This window comes from Paucibacter sp. M5-1 (genome assembly GCF_027498415.2).
Lineage (GTDB): Bacteria > Pseudomonadota > Gammaproteobacteria > Burkholderiales > Burkholderiaceae_C > Roseateles_E.
This window is the reverse complement of the sequence record NZ_JAPZLM020000001.1, coordinates 2,622,699-2,639,756: the sequence shown is the minus strand read 5'-3', so window position 1 is coordinate 2,639,756 and position 17,058 is coordinate 2,622,699. Positions and strand designations below refer to the sequence as shown.

13 protein-coding genes are annotated in these 17,058 nt (G+C 66.6%); 10 read left to right on the top strand and 3 right to left on the bottom strand.

Annotated elements, in window-relative coordinates; genetic code table 11:
• Positions 1-158: 158 nt before the first annotated feature.
• The 7 genes from O5M90_RS12355 to cobA all read left to right on the top strand — a co-directional run bounded on the left by O5M90_RS12355 (position 159) and on the right by cobA (position 9,582).
• Positions 159-1,379 carry a CmpA/NrtA family ABC transporter substrate-binding protein gene (locus O5M90_RS12355; protein ID WP_262970269.1) on the top strand — a complete coding sequence of 407 codons (1,221 nt, stop codon included), beginning with the start codon at positions 159-161 and terminating at the stop codon, positions 1,377-1,379.
• 10 nt (positions 1,380-1,389) lie between these two features.
• Positions 1,390-2,298, top strand: coding sequence for a nitrate ABC transporter permease (ntrB, locus tag O5M90_RS12350; protein ID WP_262970268.1), 909 nt, complete (start codon positions 1,390-1,392; stop codon positions 2,296-2,298).
• Between the two features lie 13 nt (positions 2,299-2,311).
• Entirely contained in the window at positions 2,312-3,124 is an 813-nt protein-coding gene (locus O5M90_RS12345; RefSeq protein ID WP_137944832.1) for an ABC transporter ATP-binding protein, read from the top strand.
• A gap of 80 nt (positions 3,125-3,204) precedes the next feature.
• Positions 3,205-5,646 carry a nitrite reductase large subunit NirB gene (gene nirB, locus O5M90_RS12340; RefSeq protein ID WP_440402055.1) on the top strand — a complete coding sequence of 814 codons (2,442 nt, stop codon included), beginning with the start codon at positions 3,205-3,207 and terminating at the stop codon, positions 5,644-5,646.
• A gap of 3 nt (positions 5,647-5,649) precedes the next feature.
• Complete coding sequence (nirD, locus tag O5M90_RS12335; protein WP_262970265.1) at positions 5,650-6,030, top strand: nitrite reductase small subunit NirD; 381 nt, start codon at positions 5,650-5,652, stop codon at positions 6,028-6,030.
• A gap of 4 nt (positions 6,031-6,034) precedes the next feature.
• A complete protein-coding gene (locus O5M90_RS12330; protein ID WP_269841280.1) occupies positions 6,035-8,800 on the top strand; it encodes a nitrate reductase in 2,766 nt (921 codons plus the stop codon).
• A complete protein-coding gene (cobA, locus tag O5M90_RS12325) occupies positions 8,797-9,582 on the top strand; it encodes a uroporphyrinogen-III C-methyltransferase (protein WP_262970263.1) in 786 nt (261 codons plus the stop codon). Before O5M90_RS12330 ends, cobA begins: the two co-directional genes overlap by 4 nt.
• A gap of 37 nt (positions 9,583-9,619) precedes the next feature.
• Here cobA and O5M90_RS12320 read toward each other — a convergent pair whose 3' ends face one another.
• Complete coding sequence (locus O5M90_RS12320) at positions 9,620-11,170, bottom strand: methyl-accepting chemotaxis protein (RefSeq protein ID WP_269841279.1); 1,551 nt, start codon at positions 11,168-11,170, stop codon at positions 9,620-9,622.
• Positions 11,171-11,202: 32 nt separating this feature from the next.
• Positions 11,203-12,741 (bottom strand): methyl-accepting chemotaxis protein, encoded by a 1,539-nt coding sequence (locus tag O5M90_RS12315; RefSeq protein ID WP_171018408.1) that lies wholly within the window; start codon positions 12,739-12,741, stop codon positions 11,203-11,205.
• A 142-nt stretch (positions 12,742-12,883) separates the two neighbouring features.
• Here O5M90_RS12315 and O5M90_RS12310 point away from each other — a divergent pair, with 142 nt between their 5' ends.
• Positions 12,884-13,651, top strand: coding sequence for a type III pantothenate kinase (locus tag O5M90_RS12310; protein ID WP_262970262.1), 768 nt, complete (start codon positions 12,884-12,886; stop codon positions 13,649-13,651).
• Positions 13,652-13,664: 13 nt separating this feature from the next.
• Here the strand turns inward: O5M90_RS12310 and O5M90_RS12305 are convergent, their stop codons facing one another.
• Positions 13,665-14,645 carry a helix-turn-helix transcriptional regulator gene (locus O5M90_RS12305; protein ID WP_269841278.1) on the bottom strand — a complete coding sequence of 327 codons (981 nt, stop codon included), beginning with the start codon at positions 14,643-14,645 and terminating at the stop codon, positions 13,665-13,667.
• Positions 14,646-14,872: 227 nt separating this feature from the next.
• Between O5M90_RS12305 and O5M90_RS12300 the strand changes: the two genes are divergently transcribed.
• Positions 14,873-15,937, top strand: coding sequence for a PEP-CTERM sorting domain-containing protein (locus tag O5M90_RS12300; RefSeq protein ID WP_269841277.1), 1,065 nt, complete (start codon positions 14,873-14,875; stop codon positions 15,935-15,937).
• A 118-nt stretch (positions 15,938-16,055) separates the two neighbouring features.
• Positions 16,056-16,976, top strand: a complete 921-nt coding sequence (locus O5M90_RS12295) for a PEP-CTERM sorting domain-containing protein (protein ID WP_269841276.1) — start codon at positions 16,056-16,058, stop codon at positions 16,974-16,976.
• Positions 16,977-17,058: the final 82 nt, after the last annotated feature.

Below are 17,058 nucleotides of genomic sequence, written 5' to 3'. Positions count from 1 at the left end.
CGTGGGCCTCGCTCTCAACAAGGTTCTAGGACAAAGGCGTCCGATCTCCTCCGCTCGTTGCACGGGTGGCAGGTGATCGTGACGCCTTTTTCCATTTCTGGTTTGTCTCGGAGGTCTTCTCAATGCGTTTCAGCAATACGTCGAAGGATGGTGGGCTCATGAGTGAAGAGCGACGCAAGCTCCTGGTGGGCGGTGCGGCGGCAGCGGCCGTCGGCAGTCTTAGCCCCCAGGTTTGGGCGGCCGGCTCCGACAAGCCGGAGAAGGAGGAGGTGCGCATCGGCTTCATCCCGCTGACCGACTGCGCCTCGGTGGTGATGGCCTCGGTGCTGGGCTTCGACAAGAAATACGGCATCAAGATCATTCCGACCAAGGAAGCCTCCTGGGCCGGTGTGCGCGACAAGCTGGTCAACGGCGAGCTCGACATGGCCCATGTGCTCTACGGCCTGATCTACGGCGTGCACCTGGGTGTCAGCGGGCCGAAGAAAGACATGGCCGTGCTGATGACGCTGAACAACAACGGCCAGGCGATCACCTTGTCGAAGAAGCTGGCCGATAAGGGCGCGGTCGACGGCGCCAGCCTGGCCTCGCTGATGGGCAAGGAGAAGCGCGAGTACACCTTCGCGCAGACCTTTCCGACCGGTACTCACGCGATGTGGCTGTACTACTGGCTGGCCAGCGTCGGCATCAATCCGATGAAGGATGCAAAGGTCATCACCGTGCCGCCGCCGCAGATGGTGGCGAATATGCGGGTCGGCAATATGGACGGCTATTGCGTCGGCGAGCCCTGGGGCCACCGCGCCATCGTCGACGGCATCGGCATCACCGCGGTGACCACGCAGGACATCTGGAAGGATCACCCCGAGAAGGTGCTGGGCACCACCGGCGACTTCGTCAAGAAATACCCGAACACCGCGCGCGCCGTCATCATGGCCGTGCTGGAGGCCAGCCGCTGGATCGATGCCGGCCTGCAGAACAAGCTGAAGATGGCCGACACCATCGCCGAGAAGAGCTACGTCAACACCGGCGTCGACGCGATCAACCAGCGCATCCTCGGCCGCTACCAGAACGGCCTGGGCAAGACCTGGGACGACCCCAACCACATGAAGTTCTTCAACGACGGCGCGGTGAACTTCCCCTGGCTGTCCGACGGCATGTGGTTCCTGACCCAGCACAAGCGCTGGGGCCTGATCAAGGAGCACCCGGACTATCTGGGTGTGGCCAAGCAGATCAACCAGGTGGAGCTCTACAAGCAGGCCGCCAGCCAGCTGAAGATCAGCGTGCCCAAGGAGTTGATGCGCAGCTCCAAGCTGATCGACGGTGTGGTCTGGGACGGCAAGGACCCCGCCAAGTATGCCGATGGATTCCGCGTCAAAGCCTAAGGAGCTCCCCATGGTCAGTGCCGTTTTTCATTCGCCGAGCGAGGCCAGCAGCAGCGGCCCGATCTCGGTGTCGCTGCCGACGCCCGACGCACCGACGGTGCTGGCTGCGGGCGTTGTTGTGCCCGCTCCCAGGCCGCGCCGCCACCTCGACATGAACAGCCTGTGGATGCGCGTGCTGCCACCGGTACTGGGCCTGGCGCTGTTGATAGGCATCTGGGGGCTGCTGACGCAAAAGGGCGGCAGCTTCCCGACGCCCGGCGCCACCTTCGCTGCCGCCGTCAAGCTGTTCGCCGACCCCTTCTACAGCAATGGGCCGAACGACCAGGGCATCGGTTGGAACATTCTGTTCTCGCTGCAGCGCGTGGCGGTAGGCTTCGGCCTGGCCGCAGCGGTAGGCATCCCGCTGGGCTTCATCATCGGCCGCTTCGAGTTCGCCAACCGCATGTGCTCGCCGCTGATCAGCCTGCTCAAGCCGGTCTCGCCGCTGGCCTGGCTGCCGATCGGCCTCCTGGTCTTCAAGAGCGCCAACCCGGCCGCGATCTGGACCATCTTCATCTGCTCGATCTGGCCGATGGTGGTCAACACCGCGGTGGGTGTGCAGCGGGTGCCCGAGGACTATCTGAACGTCGCGCGGGTGCTCAAGCTCAGCGAGTGGAAGATCATCAGCAAGATCCTGTTCCCTGCCGTGCTGCCCTACATGCTCACCGGCGTGCGCCTCTCGGTCGGCACGGCCTGGCTGGTGATCGTCGCGGCCGAGATGCTGACCGGCGGTGTCGGCATCGGCTTCTGGGTCTGGGACGAATGGAACAACCTCAATGTCCAGCACATCATCATCGCGATCTTCGTGATCGGCATCGTCGGCCTGGCCCTCGAATGGCTGCTGATGGCGGTGGCCAAGCACTTCTCCTACAACGACTGACGGAGCCGACATCATGAGTGCAAACAAGGCCTTTATCGAAGTGCAGTCGGCCGAGATGGTGTTCAACACCCGCAAGGGCCAGTTCCACGCGCTGCGCGACATCCATCTGCAGGTCCAGAAGGGCGAGTTCATCACCTTGATCGGCCATTCGGGCTGCGGCAAGAGCACCTTGCTGAACCTGATCGCCGGCCTGCTGCGGCCCACGTCCGGCGTGCTGCTGTGCGACAACCGCGAGATCACCGAGCCCGGCCCGGAGCGCGCGGTGGTGTTCCAGAACCATTCGCTGCTGCCCTGGCTGACCTGCTTCGAGAACGTCTATCTGGGCGTCGAGTCGGTGTTCGGCGGCCGCGAGCTGAAGCGTCAACTGGCCGAGCGCACCGATGCGGCGCTGGACCTGGTGGGCATGAGCCATGCGATGTTCAAGCGTCCGCACGAGATCTCGGGCGGCATGAAGCAGCGCGTCGGCATCGCCCGCGCGCTGGCGATGGAGCCCAAGGTGCTCTTGATGGACGAGCCCTTCGGCGCGCTTGATGCGCTGACCCGCGCCCATCTGCAGGACGAGCTCTTGAAGATCGTCGCGCGCACGCACAGCACCGTGGTGATGGTGACCCACGATGTCGACGAGGCCGTGCTGCTCTCCGACCGCATCGTGATGATGACCAATGGGCCCGCTGCCACCATCGGCGAGATCTATGCCGTCGACATCCCGCGCCCGCGCAGCCGGGTCGAGCTGGTCGAGGACCCGGTCTATGTGCATGCGCGCAAGGCGGTGATCGACTTCCTCTACACGCGCCACGCCGCGCCGGTCGAGAAAAAAGCCGCCTGATTGATTTTTCGTGGTGCCTGCTGCTCGCTAGCTCCGTTGGGGCTGGGCGGGGCGGCGCTCAGCCTGGAGCTGCTGTGATGATGAACGACAAGAAATTGAAGCTGGTGATGGTGGGCAACGGCATGGCCGGTGTGCGCACGCTGGAAGAGCTGCTGAAGATCGCCCCCGATCTCTATGACATCACGGTGTTCGGTGCCGAGCCGCATCCCAACTACAACCGCATCCTCTTGAGCCCGGTGCTGGCCGGCGAACAGACGATAGCCGAGATCATCCTGAATCCGCTGTCCTGGTATGCCGAGCAGGGCATCACCCTGCACCTGGGCAAGACCGTCACGCAGATCGATCGCATCCGCCGCAAGGTGATCGCCGAGGATGGCACCGAAGCCGAGTACGACCGCCTGCTGATCGCCACCGGCTCCAGCCCCTTCATCCTGCCGGTGCCCGGCAAGGAGCTGGATGGCGTGATCGCCTACCGCGATATCGCCGACACCAACGAGATGATTGACGCGGCGACCAAGTACCAGCACGCCGTCGTGATCGGTGGCGGCCTCCTGGGCCTGGAGGCGGCCAACGGCCTGATGCTGCGCGGCATGCAGGTCACTGTCGTGCATATCGGCGACTGGCTGATGGAGCGCCAGCTCGACGACCAGGCCGGCGAGCTGCTGCGCAAGTCGCTGCAGGCGCGCGGCCTGAGGTTCATGCTGGGCGCGCAGACGAAAGCGCTGATCGGCGGCAAGGACGGCCGGGTGATGGCCGTGCAGTTCAAAGACGGCCAGGAGATCCCGGCCGACCTGGTCGTGATGGCCGCCGGCATCCGACCCAATACCGCGCTGGCCGAGTCCGCCGGCATCCACTGCAGCCGCGGCATCGTCGTCAGCGACACGATGCAGACGGTGACCGATCCGCGCATCTACTCGGTTGGCGAATGCGCGGCGCATCGCGGCATCGCCTACGGCCTGGTCGCGCCGCTGTTCGAGCAGGGCAAGGTTTGCGCCACGCATCTGGCCCAGTTCGGCATCGGCCGCTATCTGGGCAGCCAGACATCGACCAAGCTCAAGGTCACCGGCATCGATCTGTTTTCTGCCGGCGATTTCATGGGGGGCGAGGGCTTCGAGGAGGTCGTGATGAGTGACCCCTTCGCCGGCGTCTACAAGAAGCTGGTGATCAAGGACGACAAGCTGGTCGGCGCCTGCCTCTACGGCGACACGGTCGACGGCAGCTGGTATTTCAAGCTGCTGCGCGAGGGCCGCAAGATCCACGACATTCGCGACAAGCTGATGTTCGGCGAGAGCAATATCGGCGATGTGGGCCACCAGGGCCACAACAAGGCGGCCGCGATGGCCGACAGTGACGAGGTTTGCGGCTGCAACGGCGTCACCAAGGGGACGATCTGCAAGGCCATCAAGGACAAGGGCCTGTTCACACTGGAGGAGGTGCGCAAGCACACGAAAGCCAGCGCCTCCTGCGGCTCCTGCACCGGCCTGGTCGAACAGCTGCTGATGTTCACCGCCGGCGGCGACTACTCGGCCACGCCAAAGAAGAAGGCGATCTGCGGCTGCACCGAGCTGAGCCACCAGGACGTGCGCGACGCGATCTTTGACCAGCACCTGACCAGTCTCGACGCCGTCTACAAGGCGCTGGCCTGGAAGACACCCAACGGCTGTTCGACCTGCCGCCCGGCGCTGAACTACTACCTGATCTCGTCCTGGCCCAAGCAAGCGCAGGACGATCCGCAAAGCCGCTTCATCAACGAGCGCGCCCACGCCAATATCCAGAAGGATGGCACGTACTCGGTGATCCCGCGCATGTGGGGCGGCGAGACGACGAGCTCGGAGCTGCGCCGCATCGCCGACGCGGTGGACAAGTACCAGATCCCCACCGTCAAGGTCACCGGCGGCCAGCGCATCGACCTGCTGGGCGTGAAGAAGGAAGACCTGGTCCATGTCTGGAAGGACATCGGCATGCCCTCGGGCCACGCCTATGCAAAGGCGCTGCGCACCGTGAAGACCTGCGTGGGCTCCGAGTGGTGCCGCATGGGCACGCAGGACTCGACGCAGATGGGCAAGGATCTGGAGCGCGCGATGTGGCGCATGTATGCGCCGCACAAGGTCAAGTTCGCGGTGTCGGGCTGCCCGCGCAACTGTGCGGAGGCGGGCATCAAGGACGTCGGCATCATCGGCGTGGACTCCGGCTGGGAGATGTATGTGGCCGGCAACGGCGGCATCAAGACCGAGGTGGCGCACTTCTTCACCAAGCTCAAGACCGCCGCCGAGGTGCTGGAGTACACCGGCGCCTTCATGCAGCTCTACCGCAAGGAGGGTTGGTATCTGGAGCGCACCGTGCACTACGTCAGCCGCGTGGGCCTGGACTATGTGAAGGCCAAGATCCTCGACGACCACGAACTGCGCCGCACGCTGTGGGCCGAGCTGCAGCACGCGCTCGATGGCGAGCCCGACCCCTGGTTCGACTTCGACAAGGCCAAGGTCGATCTGCGTCAGTTCGACGCGCTGCAAGGAGCTTGAGCGATGAGCGACATCTGGAAAGAAATCTGTGCCCTGACCGACATCCCGGTGCTGGGCTCGCGCCGCGTGCAGCGCGCCCAGGGGCCGCAAGTGGCGCTGTTTCGCACCGCCGACGATCAGGTCTACGCTCTGCTGGACCGCTGCCCGCACAAGGCCGGGCCGCTGAGCCAGGGCATCGTGTTCGGCAAAGCCGTGGCCTGCCCGCTGCACAACTGGACCATTGCGCTGGATACCGGTTGCGCGCGTGAGCCCGACGAGGGCAGCACGCCCCGCTTCAGCGTCCGCATCGAAGGGGGCCAGGTCTTGCTGAACCGGACCGAGCTGGACACGCTGGCCATCGAACTGGCGCCGGTCAAGGCCGGCCCCTGCACACGGGCCTGCTGAGATCATGAGGCAAGAGACGCGCAGCACCTGCCCCTACTGCGGCGTCGGCTGCGGCGTGATCATAGAGAGCCAGGGCACGCAGATCACCGGCGTGCGCGGCGATCCCGATCACCCGGCCAACTTCGGCCGCCTGTGCAGCAAGGGGTCGACCCTGCACCTGACCGCCACGCCCATGGTGCTGCAGACCCGGCGCCTCTTGCAGCCGGCCCTGCGCGCCGTGCGAGGGACGGCGGCCGAGGCCGTCGGCTGGACCCAGGCCAATACGCATATCGCCGAGCGGCTTGCCGCGATCCGCGCCGAACACGGCCCCGATGCGATCGGCTTCTACATCTCCGGCCAGCTGCTGACCGAGGACTATCACGCCTTCAACAAGCTGGCCCGCGCGCTGATCGGCACCAACAATATCGACAGCAACTCGCGCCTGTGCATGAGTTCGGCCGTGGTCGGCTACAAGCAAAGCCTGGGCGCCGACGCGCCGCCGGCCTGCTACGAAGACCTGGAGCAGAGCGACTGCCTCTTCATCGCCGGCGCCAACCCGGCTTGGGCCCACCCCATCCTGTTTCGCCGCATCGAGGATGCACGGCTGAAGCGGCCGCAGATGAAGATCATCGTCGTCGACCCGCGGCGCACCGAGAGCGCCGAGTTCGCCGACCTGCATCTGCAGATCCAGCCGGGCAGCGATGTCGCGCTGTTCCAGGGCCTGCTGCACGCCTGCATCTGGGAGGGCTGGATAGACCAGGGCTTCATCGCCGCCCATACCGAAGGCTTTGCCGAGCTCAAGGCTCTGGTGCGGGCGATGACGCCCGCCGCCGCCGCCAGGATCTGCGGCATCCAGGAAGCCGATCTGCTGCAGGCCGCGCAGTGGTTCGCCCAGTCGCCGGCCAGCCTGTCGCTCTACTGCATGGGCCTGAACCAGAGCACCAGCGGCACGGCCAAGAACACCGCGTTGATCAATCTGCATCTGGCCACCGGCCAGATCGGCCGGCCCGGCGCCGGCCCCTTCTCGCTGACCGGCCAGCCCAATGCGATGGGCGGACGCGAGACCGGCGGCATGGCCACCTTGCTGCCCGGCCACCGCGATCCCGCCAACGCGGCCCACCGGGCCGAGATCGCCAGGCTCTGGCAGGTCGACGCGCTGCCCGAGACGCCCGGCAAGACCGCCATCGAGCTGTTCGAGGCCGCCGCGCGGGGCGAGATCCGGGCCTTGTGGATCGCCTGCACCAATCCGGCCCAGTCACTGCCAGATCAGGCCCTGGTGCGCCGGGCGCTGGAGCGCTGCGAGCTGGTGATACTGCAGGAGGCTTTTGCCGATACCGCCACCGCCGCCTATGCCGATGTGCTGTTGCCCGCCGCCACCTGGGGCGAGAAGGAGGGCACGGTGACGAACAGCGAGCGCCGCATCAGCCGGGTGCGCGCCGCCGTGCCACCGCCCGGCAGCGCGCGCGCCGACTGGGAGATCGTCCGCGACGTTGCGCAGCTGCTGGAAAAACGCCTGGGCGCACCGCGCCGCTTTGGCTACGAGCGGCCCGAGCAGCTGTGGCTGGAGCACCGCGAGGCCACGCGCGGCCGCGACCTCGACATCACCGGCCTCAGCTACGGCCTGCTGGATAGCGCCGGCCCGCAGCAATGGCCCTTCCCCGAGGGCGCCGGCGCCGGTCAGGCCCGGCTCTACCAGGACCGGCGCTTTGCCACGCCCGACGGCCGCGCCCGCTTCATCAGCCAGCCCTTCAAGCCGGCGCGCGAGCGCCCCGATGCGAAACATCCCTTTGTGCTGAGCACCGGCCGCCTGCGCGACCAGTGGCACGGCATGAGCCGCAGCGGCGTCGTGCCCCGGCTGTTCGGGCACGAGGGCACACCGCTGCTGCGCATGAACCCGCAGGACATGCCGCGACGCGGCCTGAAGGACGGCGATCTGGTGCGTGTGCGCTCGGCCCGTGGCGCGCTGACCCTGCCGCTGCTGGGCGATGCCGCGATCGCGCCGGCCCAGGCCTATGTGGCGATGAGCTGGGGCCAGGAGTTCGTCTCCGGCCGCGACAGTGAAGGCAGCGAGGGCCAGGTCTTGCTGGGCATCAATGCGATCACCCAGCCGGCCTTCTGCCCCGACTCGCGCCAGCCCGAGCTGAAGTTCGCCGCCGTCGACATCCAGCGCCTGGAGCTGCCCTGGCGGCTCTCGGCTGCGGTCTGGGACGAACAGGCCGGCGCGGCGCTGCGCGCGCTGCTGGGCGAGCTGGACTACGGGCACTGCGTGCCGGTCGCCGGCCCCGAGGGGCGCCAGGGCTGGAGTTTCGAGGGCGCCAGCGCCTCGCCGCTGCTGCCGGCGCTGATCGAGCGCTTCGCCGCCGCGCTGGGCTTGCGGGGGGCGTCGGTGCTGCGTTATGCCGACACGCGACGCGGCCGTGCCCGGCTGCTCAAGCTCGATGACGGCGGCCAGACCCTGCATGGGCTGCTGCGCGTCGGCGAGGCGGGCGAGGGCGCCTGGCTGCAGGCGCTGTGGCGCGAGGCCGCTGCGGTGGCGCCGCATGGCCGCCGCCTGCTGGCCCCCGAGGCCGGCCCGGCGCAAGACCTGGCCCCACGCAGCCCGCAGGTCTGCAACTGTTTCGATGTCTCCGAAGCCCGCATCCGGGGCCAGCTGGCGCAATGCGCCGGCGCCGATCCGGCCGAGCGTCTGCGCGCCCTGCAGGGCGCGCTGCGCTGCGGCACCCAATGCGGTTCCTGCCTGCCGGCCTTGCGCCGGCTGGTCGATGCCACTCCCTGCGAGCTGACAGCATGAACACCACCCCGAGCTTTCCCATCGCCCTTGTCGGTGCCGGCCCCGGCGACCCCGAGCTGCTGACCGTCAAGGCGCTCAAACGCCTGCAGGCGGCCGATGTCGTGCTGGTCGATGATCTGGTCGATGCCCGCGTGCTGGCGCTGCTGGCGCCCCACTGCCGGGTGCTGAAGGTCGGCAAGCGGGGCGGCTGCGTGTCGACCGAGCAGCGCTTCATCCACGAGCTGATGATCCGCGAGGCGCGCAGCGGCGCGCGCGTCGTGCGGCTGAAGGGCGGCGATCCCTTTGTCTTCGGCCGTGGCGGCGAGGAGGTCGACGCCTTGCGCGCCGCCGGCCTGGAGGTCGAGATCGTCAACGGCCTGACCGCCGGCCTGGCCGGGCCGGCCAGCATCGGCATCCCGGTGACCGACCGGCGCTGCACGCCGGGCGTGGCCCTGGTGACTGGCCATAGCGCTGAGGGCAGCGGCGACGGTGGCCGCGCGCCCGACTGGGCGGCGCTGGCCAGGAGCGGCCTGACCCTGGTGATCTATATGGGCGTGGCCCGTTGCGCCGACATCGTGGCCCAGCTGCGCGCGGCCGGCATGCGCGGCGACATGCCGGCGGCGGTGATCTCTGCGGCGCATACCGAGCGGCAGCGCGAGGCGCTGACGACCCTGGACGAACTGGTCGAGACGATACGCGCGCAAGGGCTAGGCAGCCCGGCGATTCTGGTGATCGGGGAGGTGGTCGATCTGGCGGCGGTCGTGCCGCGGCAGATCGTTGGCGAGGCTCAGGCCTTCGGCTGAACAGGCTCGCTGATCGCAGTTGAGCCCCGCCCCGGCCTCATCCCAACCTGAATCTGCTCATCAGTCCCGCCAGCTTCACCGCCTGATCCTGCAGTGAGGCGGCGGCGGCGGCGCTTTCCTCGACCAGGGCCGCGTTCTGCTGCGTCATCTGGTCGAGCTCGCCGACCGCGCCGCTGATGCGGGCGATACCGCCGCTTTGCTCGCTGGCGGCGCTGCTGATCTCGCTGATGATGTCGCTGACCCGGCCGACGCTGGAGACGATCTCGTCCATCGTGCTGCCGGCGTCCTGCACCAGCCGGGCGCCGGTCTCGACCTTGTCGACGCTGGCCCCGATCAGGCCCTTGATCTCGCGTGCGGCCTGGGCGCTGCGCTGCGCCAGGCTGCGCACCTCGGCGGCCACCACCGCGAAACCGCGGCCCTGTTCGCCGGCGCGGGCCGCTTCGACCGCCGCATTCAAAGCGAGGATATTGGTCTGGAAGGCGATGCCGTCGATCACGCCGATGATGTCGGCAATTTTCTTCGAGCTGCTGTTGATCTCGTCCATCGTTGCGACCACCTGGCCGACCACGGCGCCGCCGCGCTGCGCGACCTCGGCGGCGCTGCCGGCCAGCTGCTTGGCGGTGGCGGCGGCGCTGGCGCTGTGGCCGATGGTGCCGCTGAGCTCGCTCATCGCGCTGGCGCTTTGCTGCAGATTCGAGGCGGTGTGCTCGGTGCGGGTCGACAGGTCCAGATTGCCGCTGGCCACCTCGCTGCTGGCCACCTGGATGCTTTCCGAGGCCTGGCGCACCTGGCCGACGATATCGGCCAGCGACTGCTGCATCTGGCCCAGCGCGGCCATCATCGCGCTGGCTTCATCGCGGCCCTGGGCGGCCGGTGCGCGCCCGAGGTCGCCGGCGGCGATGCGGCTGGCCACCTGCTGCGCCTCGGTCAGCGGCGCGACGATGGACAGCGCGATGCGCCAGGCCAGCAGCAGGGCCACCGCGACAAAAACCGCAAAGGCCAGCAGAAAGCCGACAAAGATGCTCTGCACCATGCCGTCGACCTTGCTGAACACCGCCTCGGCGGTCTTGTTCAAAGTGGCCTCGATATCGGCCAGCATCGCGGCGGCCGGCTGATAGCCGGCATCGGCAGCCTTCATCGCCGCCTGGGCTTCCTGGGCGTCGGCATAGCCGCTGGCCAGCAGCTGAGCAGCCACCGGCGCGACCGCCTTGCGATAGATGTCGATATGGCCACGAAAGCGCTGCAGATTGTCCTGCGACTCCTGGGTGGCGGCGAGCTTGCCAAAGTCCGCCATCGCCTGATCCAGCCCCTGCTGGGCCTTGTCCCAGGCGGCCTTCGCGGCCTTGGTCTCGGTGTCCTGGAAGATCGAGGCCACCATGGTCGCGGTGGCGGCCTGGCTTTCCAGCAGCTTGCTGCGCGCCGCCACGGTGGCATTGTTGACCGGGATCAGCTGCTGGGTGATGCCGGCCAGGCCTTGCTGGGCCACATGCATGCCGAAGCCGCCAATGGCCACCAGCAGGGCGGTCATCAACACCAGCAGGCCGAAACCCAGCAGCAGGCGGGGGCGGATCTTGAAATTGCGCAACATCGAGGGGGACCTTTGAAAGCTGGGGGAGAAACTCAGAGCTTGAAACTGCTGACCAGCTCGGCCAGCTTCAGCGCCTGCTCGCTCAGCGACTCGGCCGCTGCCGCGCTTTCTTCCACCAGCGCGGCATTCTGCTGCGTCATCTGATCGAGCTGACCGACCGAAGCATTGACCGTGCCAATGCCCTGGCTCTGCTCGACGGTGCTGGCGCTGATCTCGGCAATGATGTCGGTGACACGTTTCACGCTGGCGACGATCTCGTCCATCGTGCTGCCGGCGTCCTGCACCAGCCGGGCGCCGGTCTCGACCTTGTCGACACTGCTGCCGATCAGGCCTTTGATCTCGCGTGCGGCCTCGGCGCTGCGCTGCGCGAGCGAACGCACCTCGCTGGCCACCACCGCGAAACCGCGGCCCTGCTCGCCGGCCCGGGCCGCTTCGACGGCCGCATTCAGGGCGAGGATATTGGTCTGGAAGGCGATGCCGTCGATCACGCCGATGATGTCGGCAATCTTCTTCGAGCTGCTATTGATCTCGTCCATCGTGGCCACCACCTGGCCCACCACGGTGCCGCCGCGCTGCGCCACCTGGGCGGCGCTGTGGGCCAGCTGGTTGGCGGTGCTGGCGGCGTCGGCGCTCTGGCGCACGGTGCCGGTCAGCTGGCTCATCGAGCTGGCGGCCTGCTGCAGATTCGACGCGGTCTGCTCGGTGCGCTGGCTCAGGTCGGTGTTGCCGGTGGCGATCTCGCGGCTGGCGGTCTGGATGCTGTCAGCGCTGTGGCGCACCTCGCCGACGACGCGGTTCAGCGCCTCGCGCATCGCACCCAGCGCGCGCTGCAGATCGCCGATCTCGTCGGCCCGCGGCTGCGCGGCGATGCGCTGGCTCAGGTCCCCCTGGCCGATGCGTTCGGCCTGGCCAACCAGCTCGCGCAGCGGCGTCGAGATCGAGCGCACCAGATAGAAGGTCGCGATCGCCAGGCCCAGCACGATCAGGCCCATTACCAGCGCGACGATCCAGACCGTGCGCATGCGCTCGGCGCCGGCCTGCTCGCGCAGCGCGTCGGAGCGCTGCTGCTGCAGCTTGACGAAGTCGGCCTGGGCGTCCAGATAGGTCGCGATGGCCGGCAGCATCTTGCCCTGCAGTGCCGCCACCGAGGCCTCGGCCTGGCCCTCGGTCTTGAGCTTGCCGGCCTCGTTGCGGCTCGCGATATAGGCCTTGCGGGTGTCGGCGATTCGGGCCATCGCGGCCTTCTCCTCATCCGAGGTGGCCAGGGCCTCCAGCTCCTTCTGCATCTCGGAGATCGTGGCCGTGGTGGCATCGATCTGGGGCTTGAAGGTGGTGGCCACGGCGCCGTCGCTGCTCAGCAGCCCCGCCGCAGCGCGGGCGGCATTGGCCTCGGTCAGGCCGCGCCAGCGCAGCGCCAGCTCGAACTTGCGTTGCTGGGCCTGCTGGGTCTGCTGGGCCTGGGCCTGCAGCTTGGCGGTGCGGGTGGCCGAGGCCACCGTCATCAGCAGCACCGTGGCCGCCAGCGCGATGACGGGCAGCCACAGCTTGGTAGCGATCGAGAGGGACTTCATGCGGCACGGTCTCCTTGTTGTCGTCCGGGGCCACGGCAAGGCCATGCCCTATCGGTCCTTATCGGCGCCCCTGTTTGGATCTTGAGCACTATGCGCTCTGTTAGGCTGGCGCCTGCACCGGACCAACCCCTCCCATTCCGCCATGAGCTTTCTGGCCATCGACATCGGCAACACCCGTCTCAAGTGGGCGCTCTACGCCTCGCCCCAGCCCGGCGCGGTGCTGCTGGCCCATGGCGCGGTGTTCCTGGAGAATATCGACCGGCTGGCCGAAGCCGAATGGCGCGAGCTGCCGCAGCCGCACAGCGTGCTGGGCTGCAATGTGGCCGGCGACGCGGTGCGCCGCCGGGTCGAGGAGCAGCTGGAGCTGTGGGATATCGAGCCGCGCTGGGTCGTGTCATCGGCCCATGCGGGCGGTATCACGAATGGCTATGACCACCCCGGCCGCCTCGGCACCGACCGTTTCGTCGCGCTGATCGGCGGCCGCCACCATGTGCTGGCGCGCGGCCCGGCCCGGGCCGCGCTGGTGGTGATGGTGGGCACGGCCGTCACGGTGGATGCGATCGACGCCGAGGGCCACTTCCTCGGCGGCCTGATCCTGCCCGGCCACGGCATCATGCTGCGCGCGCTGGAGGGTGGCACGGCCGGCCTGCGCGTGCCGACCGGCGAGGTGCGCGAGTTCCCGACCAATACCTCGGACGCGCTGACCAGTGGCGGCAACTACGCGATCACCGGCGCCATCGAGCGCATGCACCGCCACCTGAAGCAACGTGCCGGCCACGAGCCGCTGACCCTGATGACCGGCGGTGCCGGCTGGAAGGTCTCACCGGCGCTGGACATCGAGCATGAGCTGATCGAAAGCCTGATCTTCGACGGGATTCTGACGCTGCAGGCGCACCGGCTGGCGCTTTAGCACGCCACCCCGGTCAGGCTGCCAGGCGTAGTTCGGCGATCAGCATCGCGACGTTGCCAGCCTGCAGCTTGTCGTAGACCGACTGGATCTGGTTTCGGATGGTGGCCGGCGAGCGTTGCAGATCCTTCGCGATCTCCTTGTGGGTGTAGCCGCGTGCCACCATCGAGGCGATCAGCCGCTCGCGCGGGCTCAGCTGGTCGGCCAGGCAGAGCGCGCGTGCGCGCATAAACAGCATGCCGTGCTCCACATGGCTGCGCAGCGCAATGCATCGGCCGCGGAATTCGCGCTCGCCGGCATAGAAACTGTCGAGCAGAGGCCGGGGCAGTCGCACGCCCGACCAGTCCGGCCACTCCGCCTCGATGAGGCGGGTGAATTGTGCGTCGCCGTGGGTCAGGACGCCGCGCAGATCGGCCAGGCCGCCGGCGCGCACCCCGCCGTCCGTTGCCTGTCCGATCTGCTGCAGATGGCGGGCGCGATTGAAGGCCAGGGCCTGCATCATGTGCGGTGCCAGCTGCGCCAGCAGCAGGCGTTCGTCCTCGCCGCAGTGCTGATGCGGGTCCTTGCGGTACAGGCTGATCCACTGCACCAGACCCGTGCGCGCATCGTTGCTCGCGGTGATGAAGATGTTCTCGTGGCCGAAGCGCTGCAGGAAGTCGCCGAACTCGCGCTTGTCGCCGGCGCCCCAGCGGCTGCGCGCGTGGAAGCGGCGGGTCACGCGTGGCTGTCCCAGCACGGACTCGGCCGCATCGTCGATGTGTTTGACCTGCTCATAAGCTCGGAGCATCTCCGGCCCGGTCTGGTGCAGATGGATGGTGTGGATGTCGATCCCGGCCGGGGTGGCCGTGGCGCTGCCGGACATGGATGAGTCAAAAGGAAGCAAGCGCTTGAGCAACGCCAGCGACCGGTCCTGGAAGGCCTCGATCGGTGCCTCATGGGACAGCCGGTAAAGCCGCAGCAGGAGCTCGCTGAAGTCGGACGGAATCGGCTGGTTCATCGCGTCGCCTGTTTTGGGGAAGGTGATGCATTTGCACTATTTCACAGGCCCTGGCGCGTGCGAACAATGGTTTCCATGGGACTCCCAGACCATGCGCACTGAGCGTTCAACAACTTCTGGGGGGAACTTCGGGGACTTCCTCATGGCTCCATTCTCAATCGAAGGGGCCTTCTCTATTCCCGGGGCGATTCCACTTTGGCAGCTAGTCAATTGATCAGGGAGCGGTGATGGCATCTCAAGACGCGAACGAGCAAGACACGGCCCTGGTTCAGCAGTACCTTGCCTACGAGGTTCACGGTTTCTCAGTTGTTCGGGCTGCTTGGCGGCGGCTTAGCCTGCTTGCAGCCGCAGGAGGCCAAGTCCTCGCAGCAATCTGCCTTCTTGCGACCTTTTCGACCTCAGCCGCCGCAGGCTTGTCCTACAACCCCGGAGCATTTCCTGAGTTCCAAGCTTGGCAGTACACGCCCGGTACGTCCTGGGCTGTCGGGGTGCGAACTCGCGCCGGCGGTGTCAGCGAGGACATTCAGTATGAATTTCAGTTCGCCAGCGATGAGACGCTGGACTTGTCCAGCACTACCCCCGGGTCGGCGGCGCGCGGCCTCGCGGAGTCCGCGATCGGCACCAATCGGGCCTGGGCTAGCGCATTGGGCGCAAGCGCATCCTCCACGGTCATTTCCTTGTGGAAGGACAGCTTCGTGATCAGCCAAGATGCAGAGGTAGCCGTCCAGATTCATCTGGACGGTACCGTGCCCTTGATTCCGATCGATGTTCCGCTGAGCTATGGTTCCGGTGCTGCACTCTATGATTTTGGTGTTTTCCGTGTATCGGATGGCAAGAAGATGGCCGAGTTCTACACGCACGACTCTCAGACCCGTGAGAAAACAATCGATGTCTCCATGTGGCTAGACAAGAACGGTCGGCAGACGGGTGGGAACTCAAATCAACCTGAACAGTTGCGTATTGGCGGTCCCGAAGTTTGGGACATTACCTTGAGGCCGTATCTGCCGGCGGGCGAGTATGAGTTTCGCAGCATGCTCCAGATCGGGGCGGCTACCAACGACAGGATACGGGAGAGCGTTGTTGATTTCTTCAACACGGCTTCATTCACGGGTATCGCCGTGCCGACTGGCACGACGCTGACTTCGACCTCTGGGTTCCTCACTGAGCTGTCCCCCGGGGTGTATGGCTACCCGGTCAGCTCGGTGCCTGAGCCCGGTTCACTTGCGCTCATGCTGGCAGGCTTGATGGCCGTGGCCGGCGTCGTGCAGAGGCGGCGCCGCGACCTTTTCTAGCACGCCCTCGTCTGTGGTGAGTGGCCCCCGAGGTTAGACACCGTGGAAACGTCAGCGTGACCAGGGCTGGCCGAGGGTGCGCAGACTGCCTGTCTGATTCGACATTTGGAGAATTCACATGAAGAACCTGCTATTGGCAGCGCTTGTCCTGGCTGCCACCGTACCGGCCTACGGCTTGGAGGGGGCAACCGCCTACTCTTTTATCGGGATCAATGGGGGAATGACCAGCCGCTCGTCGGATTTTGGCCTTAACACTATCGCGGGAGTTGGCAACGTCAGCACCCTCATCGGGACGGACAGTCAAGGCACGCCTTTCATCTCCTTCGCGGCCAGTACCTCTAACGCAAGAGTCGCCGAGCCATTCGCTGAGGCCAGCCTGCGCTATCACTGGACCGTCGTGGCAAAAGACGGCGCCGTTGCCGACGCTGAGGTCCCGGTGACCGTGAGCTATCTAGGCAATTGGGCATACGAGTACTGGATGCTTCCGTACATCAAGGACCGCTACAACCTGACTCCTGGATTCGTGCAAATCGCGATGATGGCGAACTTCTACACCACCACGAAAGGCAATGCCGTCGATCAGCGGACGGCTGGTCTGCAAATGGGGGGCTATAACTGGGGTGTCGAGCATGTGGCCCCACCAGCCATAAATCAGACGAGGCTGGACTACACGGCATCCGGCACGGCGAAGTTCGAAGATTCGTTTGAGATTCTTGCGAAGCCCAATGCGCAGAACCGAATATCGCTGCAAGTCACCACGAACGAGAGGTACTACAACAACAACACGTTTCACCATCAGTACGCCGAGGTGTCTTGGAGCGTGGCCGGCTACATCGACCCCATCATCACCGTCGCCCCTGAGTTCGCGGACAGGTATACGGTTCAGGTTAGTGTCATGCCGGTGGTGCCGGAGCCAGAGACCTATGGGCTGATGCTGCTGGGGCTGGCTGTGTTGGCTGCGGCGCGGCGCGGGCGGAACGGCACTGCCGTCCCGCGCATGCCGATCCCATCGGCCCCCCAGGTCTTGACTGCGGGTTGAGCAATGACGCGGTCAGAGTTCCGCCGCTTCGGCTTCACGGCCGATGGCGGCGCCAGCTTCATCAGGGCAGCGCCGGTGCCGG

Bases quoted from the DNA above. Each gene is read 5' to 3' on its own strand.
- O5M90_RS12355 (WP_262970269.1), top strand. From the start codon at position 159: ATGAGTGAAGAGCGACGCAAGCTCCTGGTGGGCGGTGCGGCGGCAGCG.
- ntrB (WP_262970268.1), top strand. From the start codon at position 1,390: ATGGTCAGTGCCGTTTTTCATTCGCCGAGCGAGGCCAGCAGCAGCGGC.
- O5M90_RS12345 (WP_137944832.1), top strand. From the start codon at position 2,312: ATGAGTGCAAACAAGGCCTTTATCGAAGTGCAGTCGGCCGAGATGGTG.
- nirB (WP_440402055.1), top strand. From the start codon at position 3,205: ATGAACGACAAGAAATTGAAGCTGGTGATGGTGGGCAACGGCATGGCC.
- nirD (WP_262970265.1), top strand. From the start codon at position 5,650: ATGAGCGACATCTGGAAAGAAATCTGTGCCCTGACCGACATCCCGGTG.
- O5M90_RS12330 (WP_269841280.1), top strand. From the start codon at position 6,035: ATGAGGCAAGAGACGCGCAGCACCTGCCCCTACTGCGGCGTCGGCTGC.
- cobA (WP_262970263.1), top strand. From the start codon at position 8,797: ATGAACACCACCCCGAGCTTTCCCATCGCCCTTGTCGGTGCCGGCCCC.
- O5M90_RS12320 (WP_269841279.1), bottom strand. From the start codon at position 11,170: ATGTTGCGCAATTTCAAGATCCGCCCCCGCCTGCTGCTGGGTTTCGGC.
- O5M90_RS12315 (WP_171018408.1), bottom strand. From the start codon at position 12,741: ATGAAGTCCCTCTCGATCGCTACCAAGCTGTGGCTGCCCGTCATCGCG.
- O5M90_RS12310 (WP_262970262.1), top strand. From the start codon at position 12,884: ATGAGCTTTCTGGCCATCGACATCGGCAACACCCGTCTCAAGTGGGCG.
- O5M90_RS12305 (WP_269841278.1), bottom strand. From the start codon at position 14,645: ATGAACCAGCCGATTCCGTCCGACTTCAGCGAGCTCCTGCTGCGGCTT.
- O5M90_RS12300 (WP_269841277.1), top strand. From the start codon at position 14,873: ATGGCATCTCAAGACGCGAACGAGCAAGACACGGCCCTGGTTCAGCAG.
- O5M90_RS12295 (WP_269841276.1), top strand. From the start codon at position 16,056: ATGAAGAACCTGCTATTGGCAGCGCTTGTCCTGGCTGCCACCGTACCG.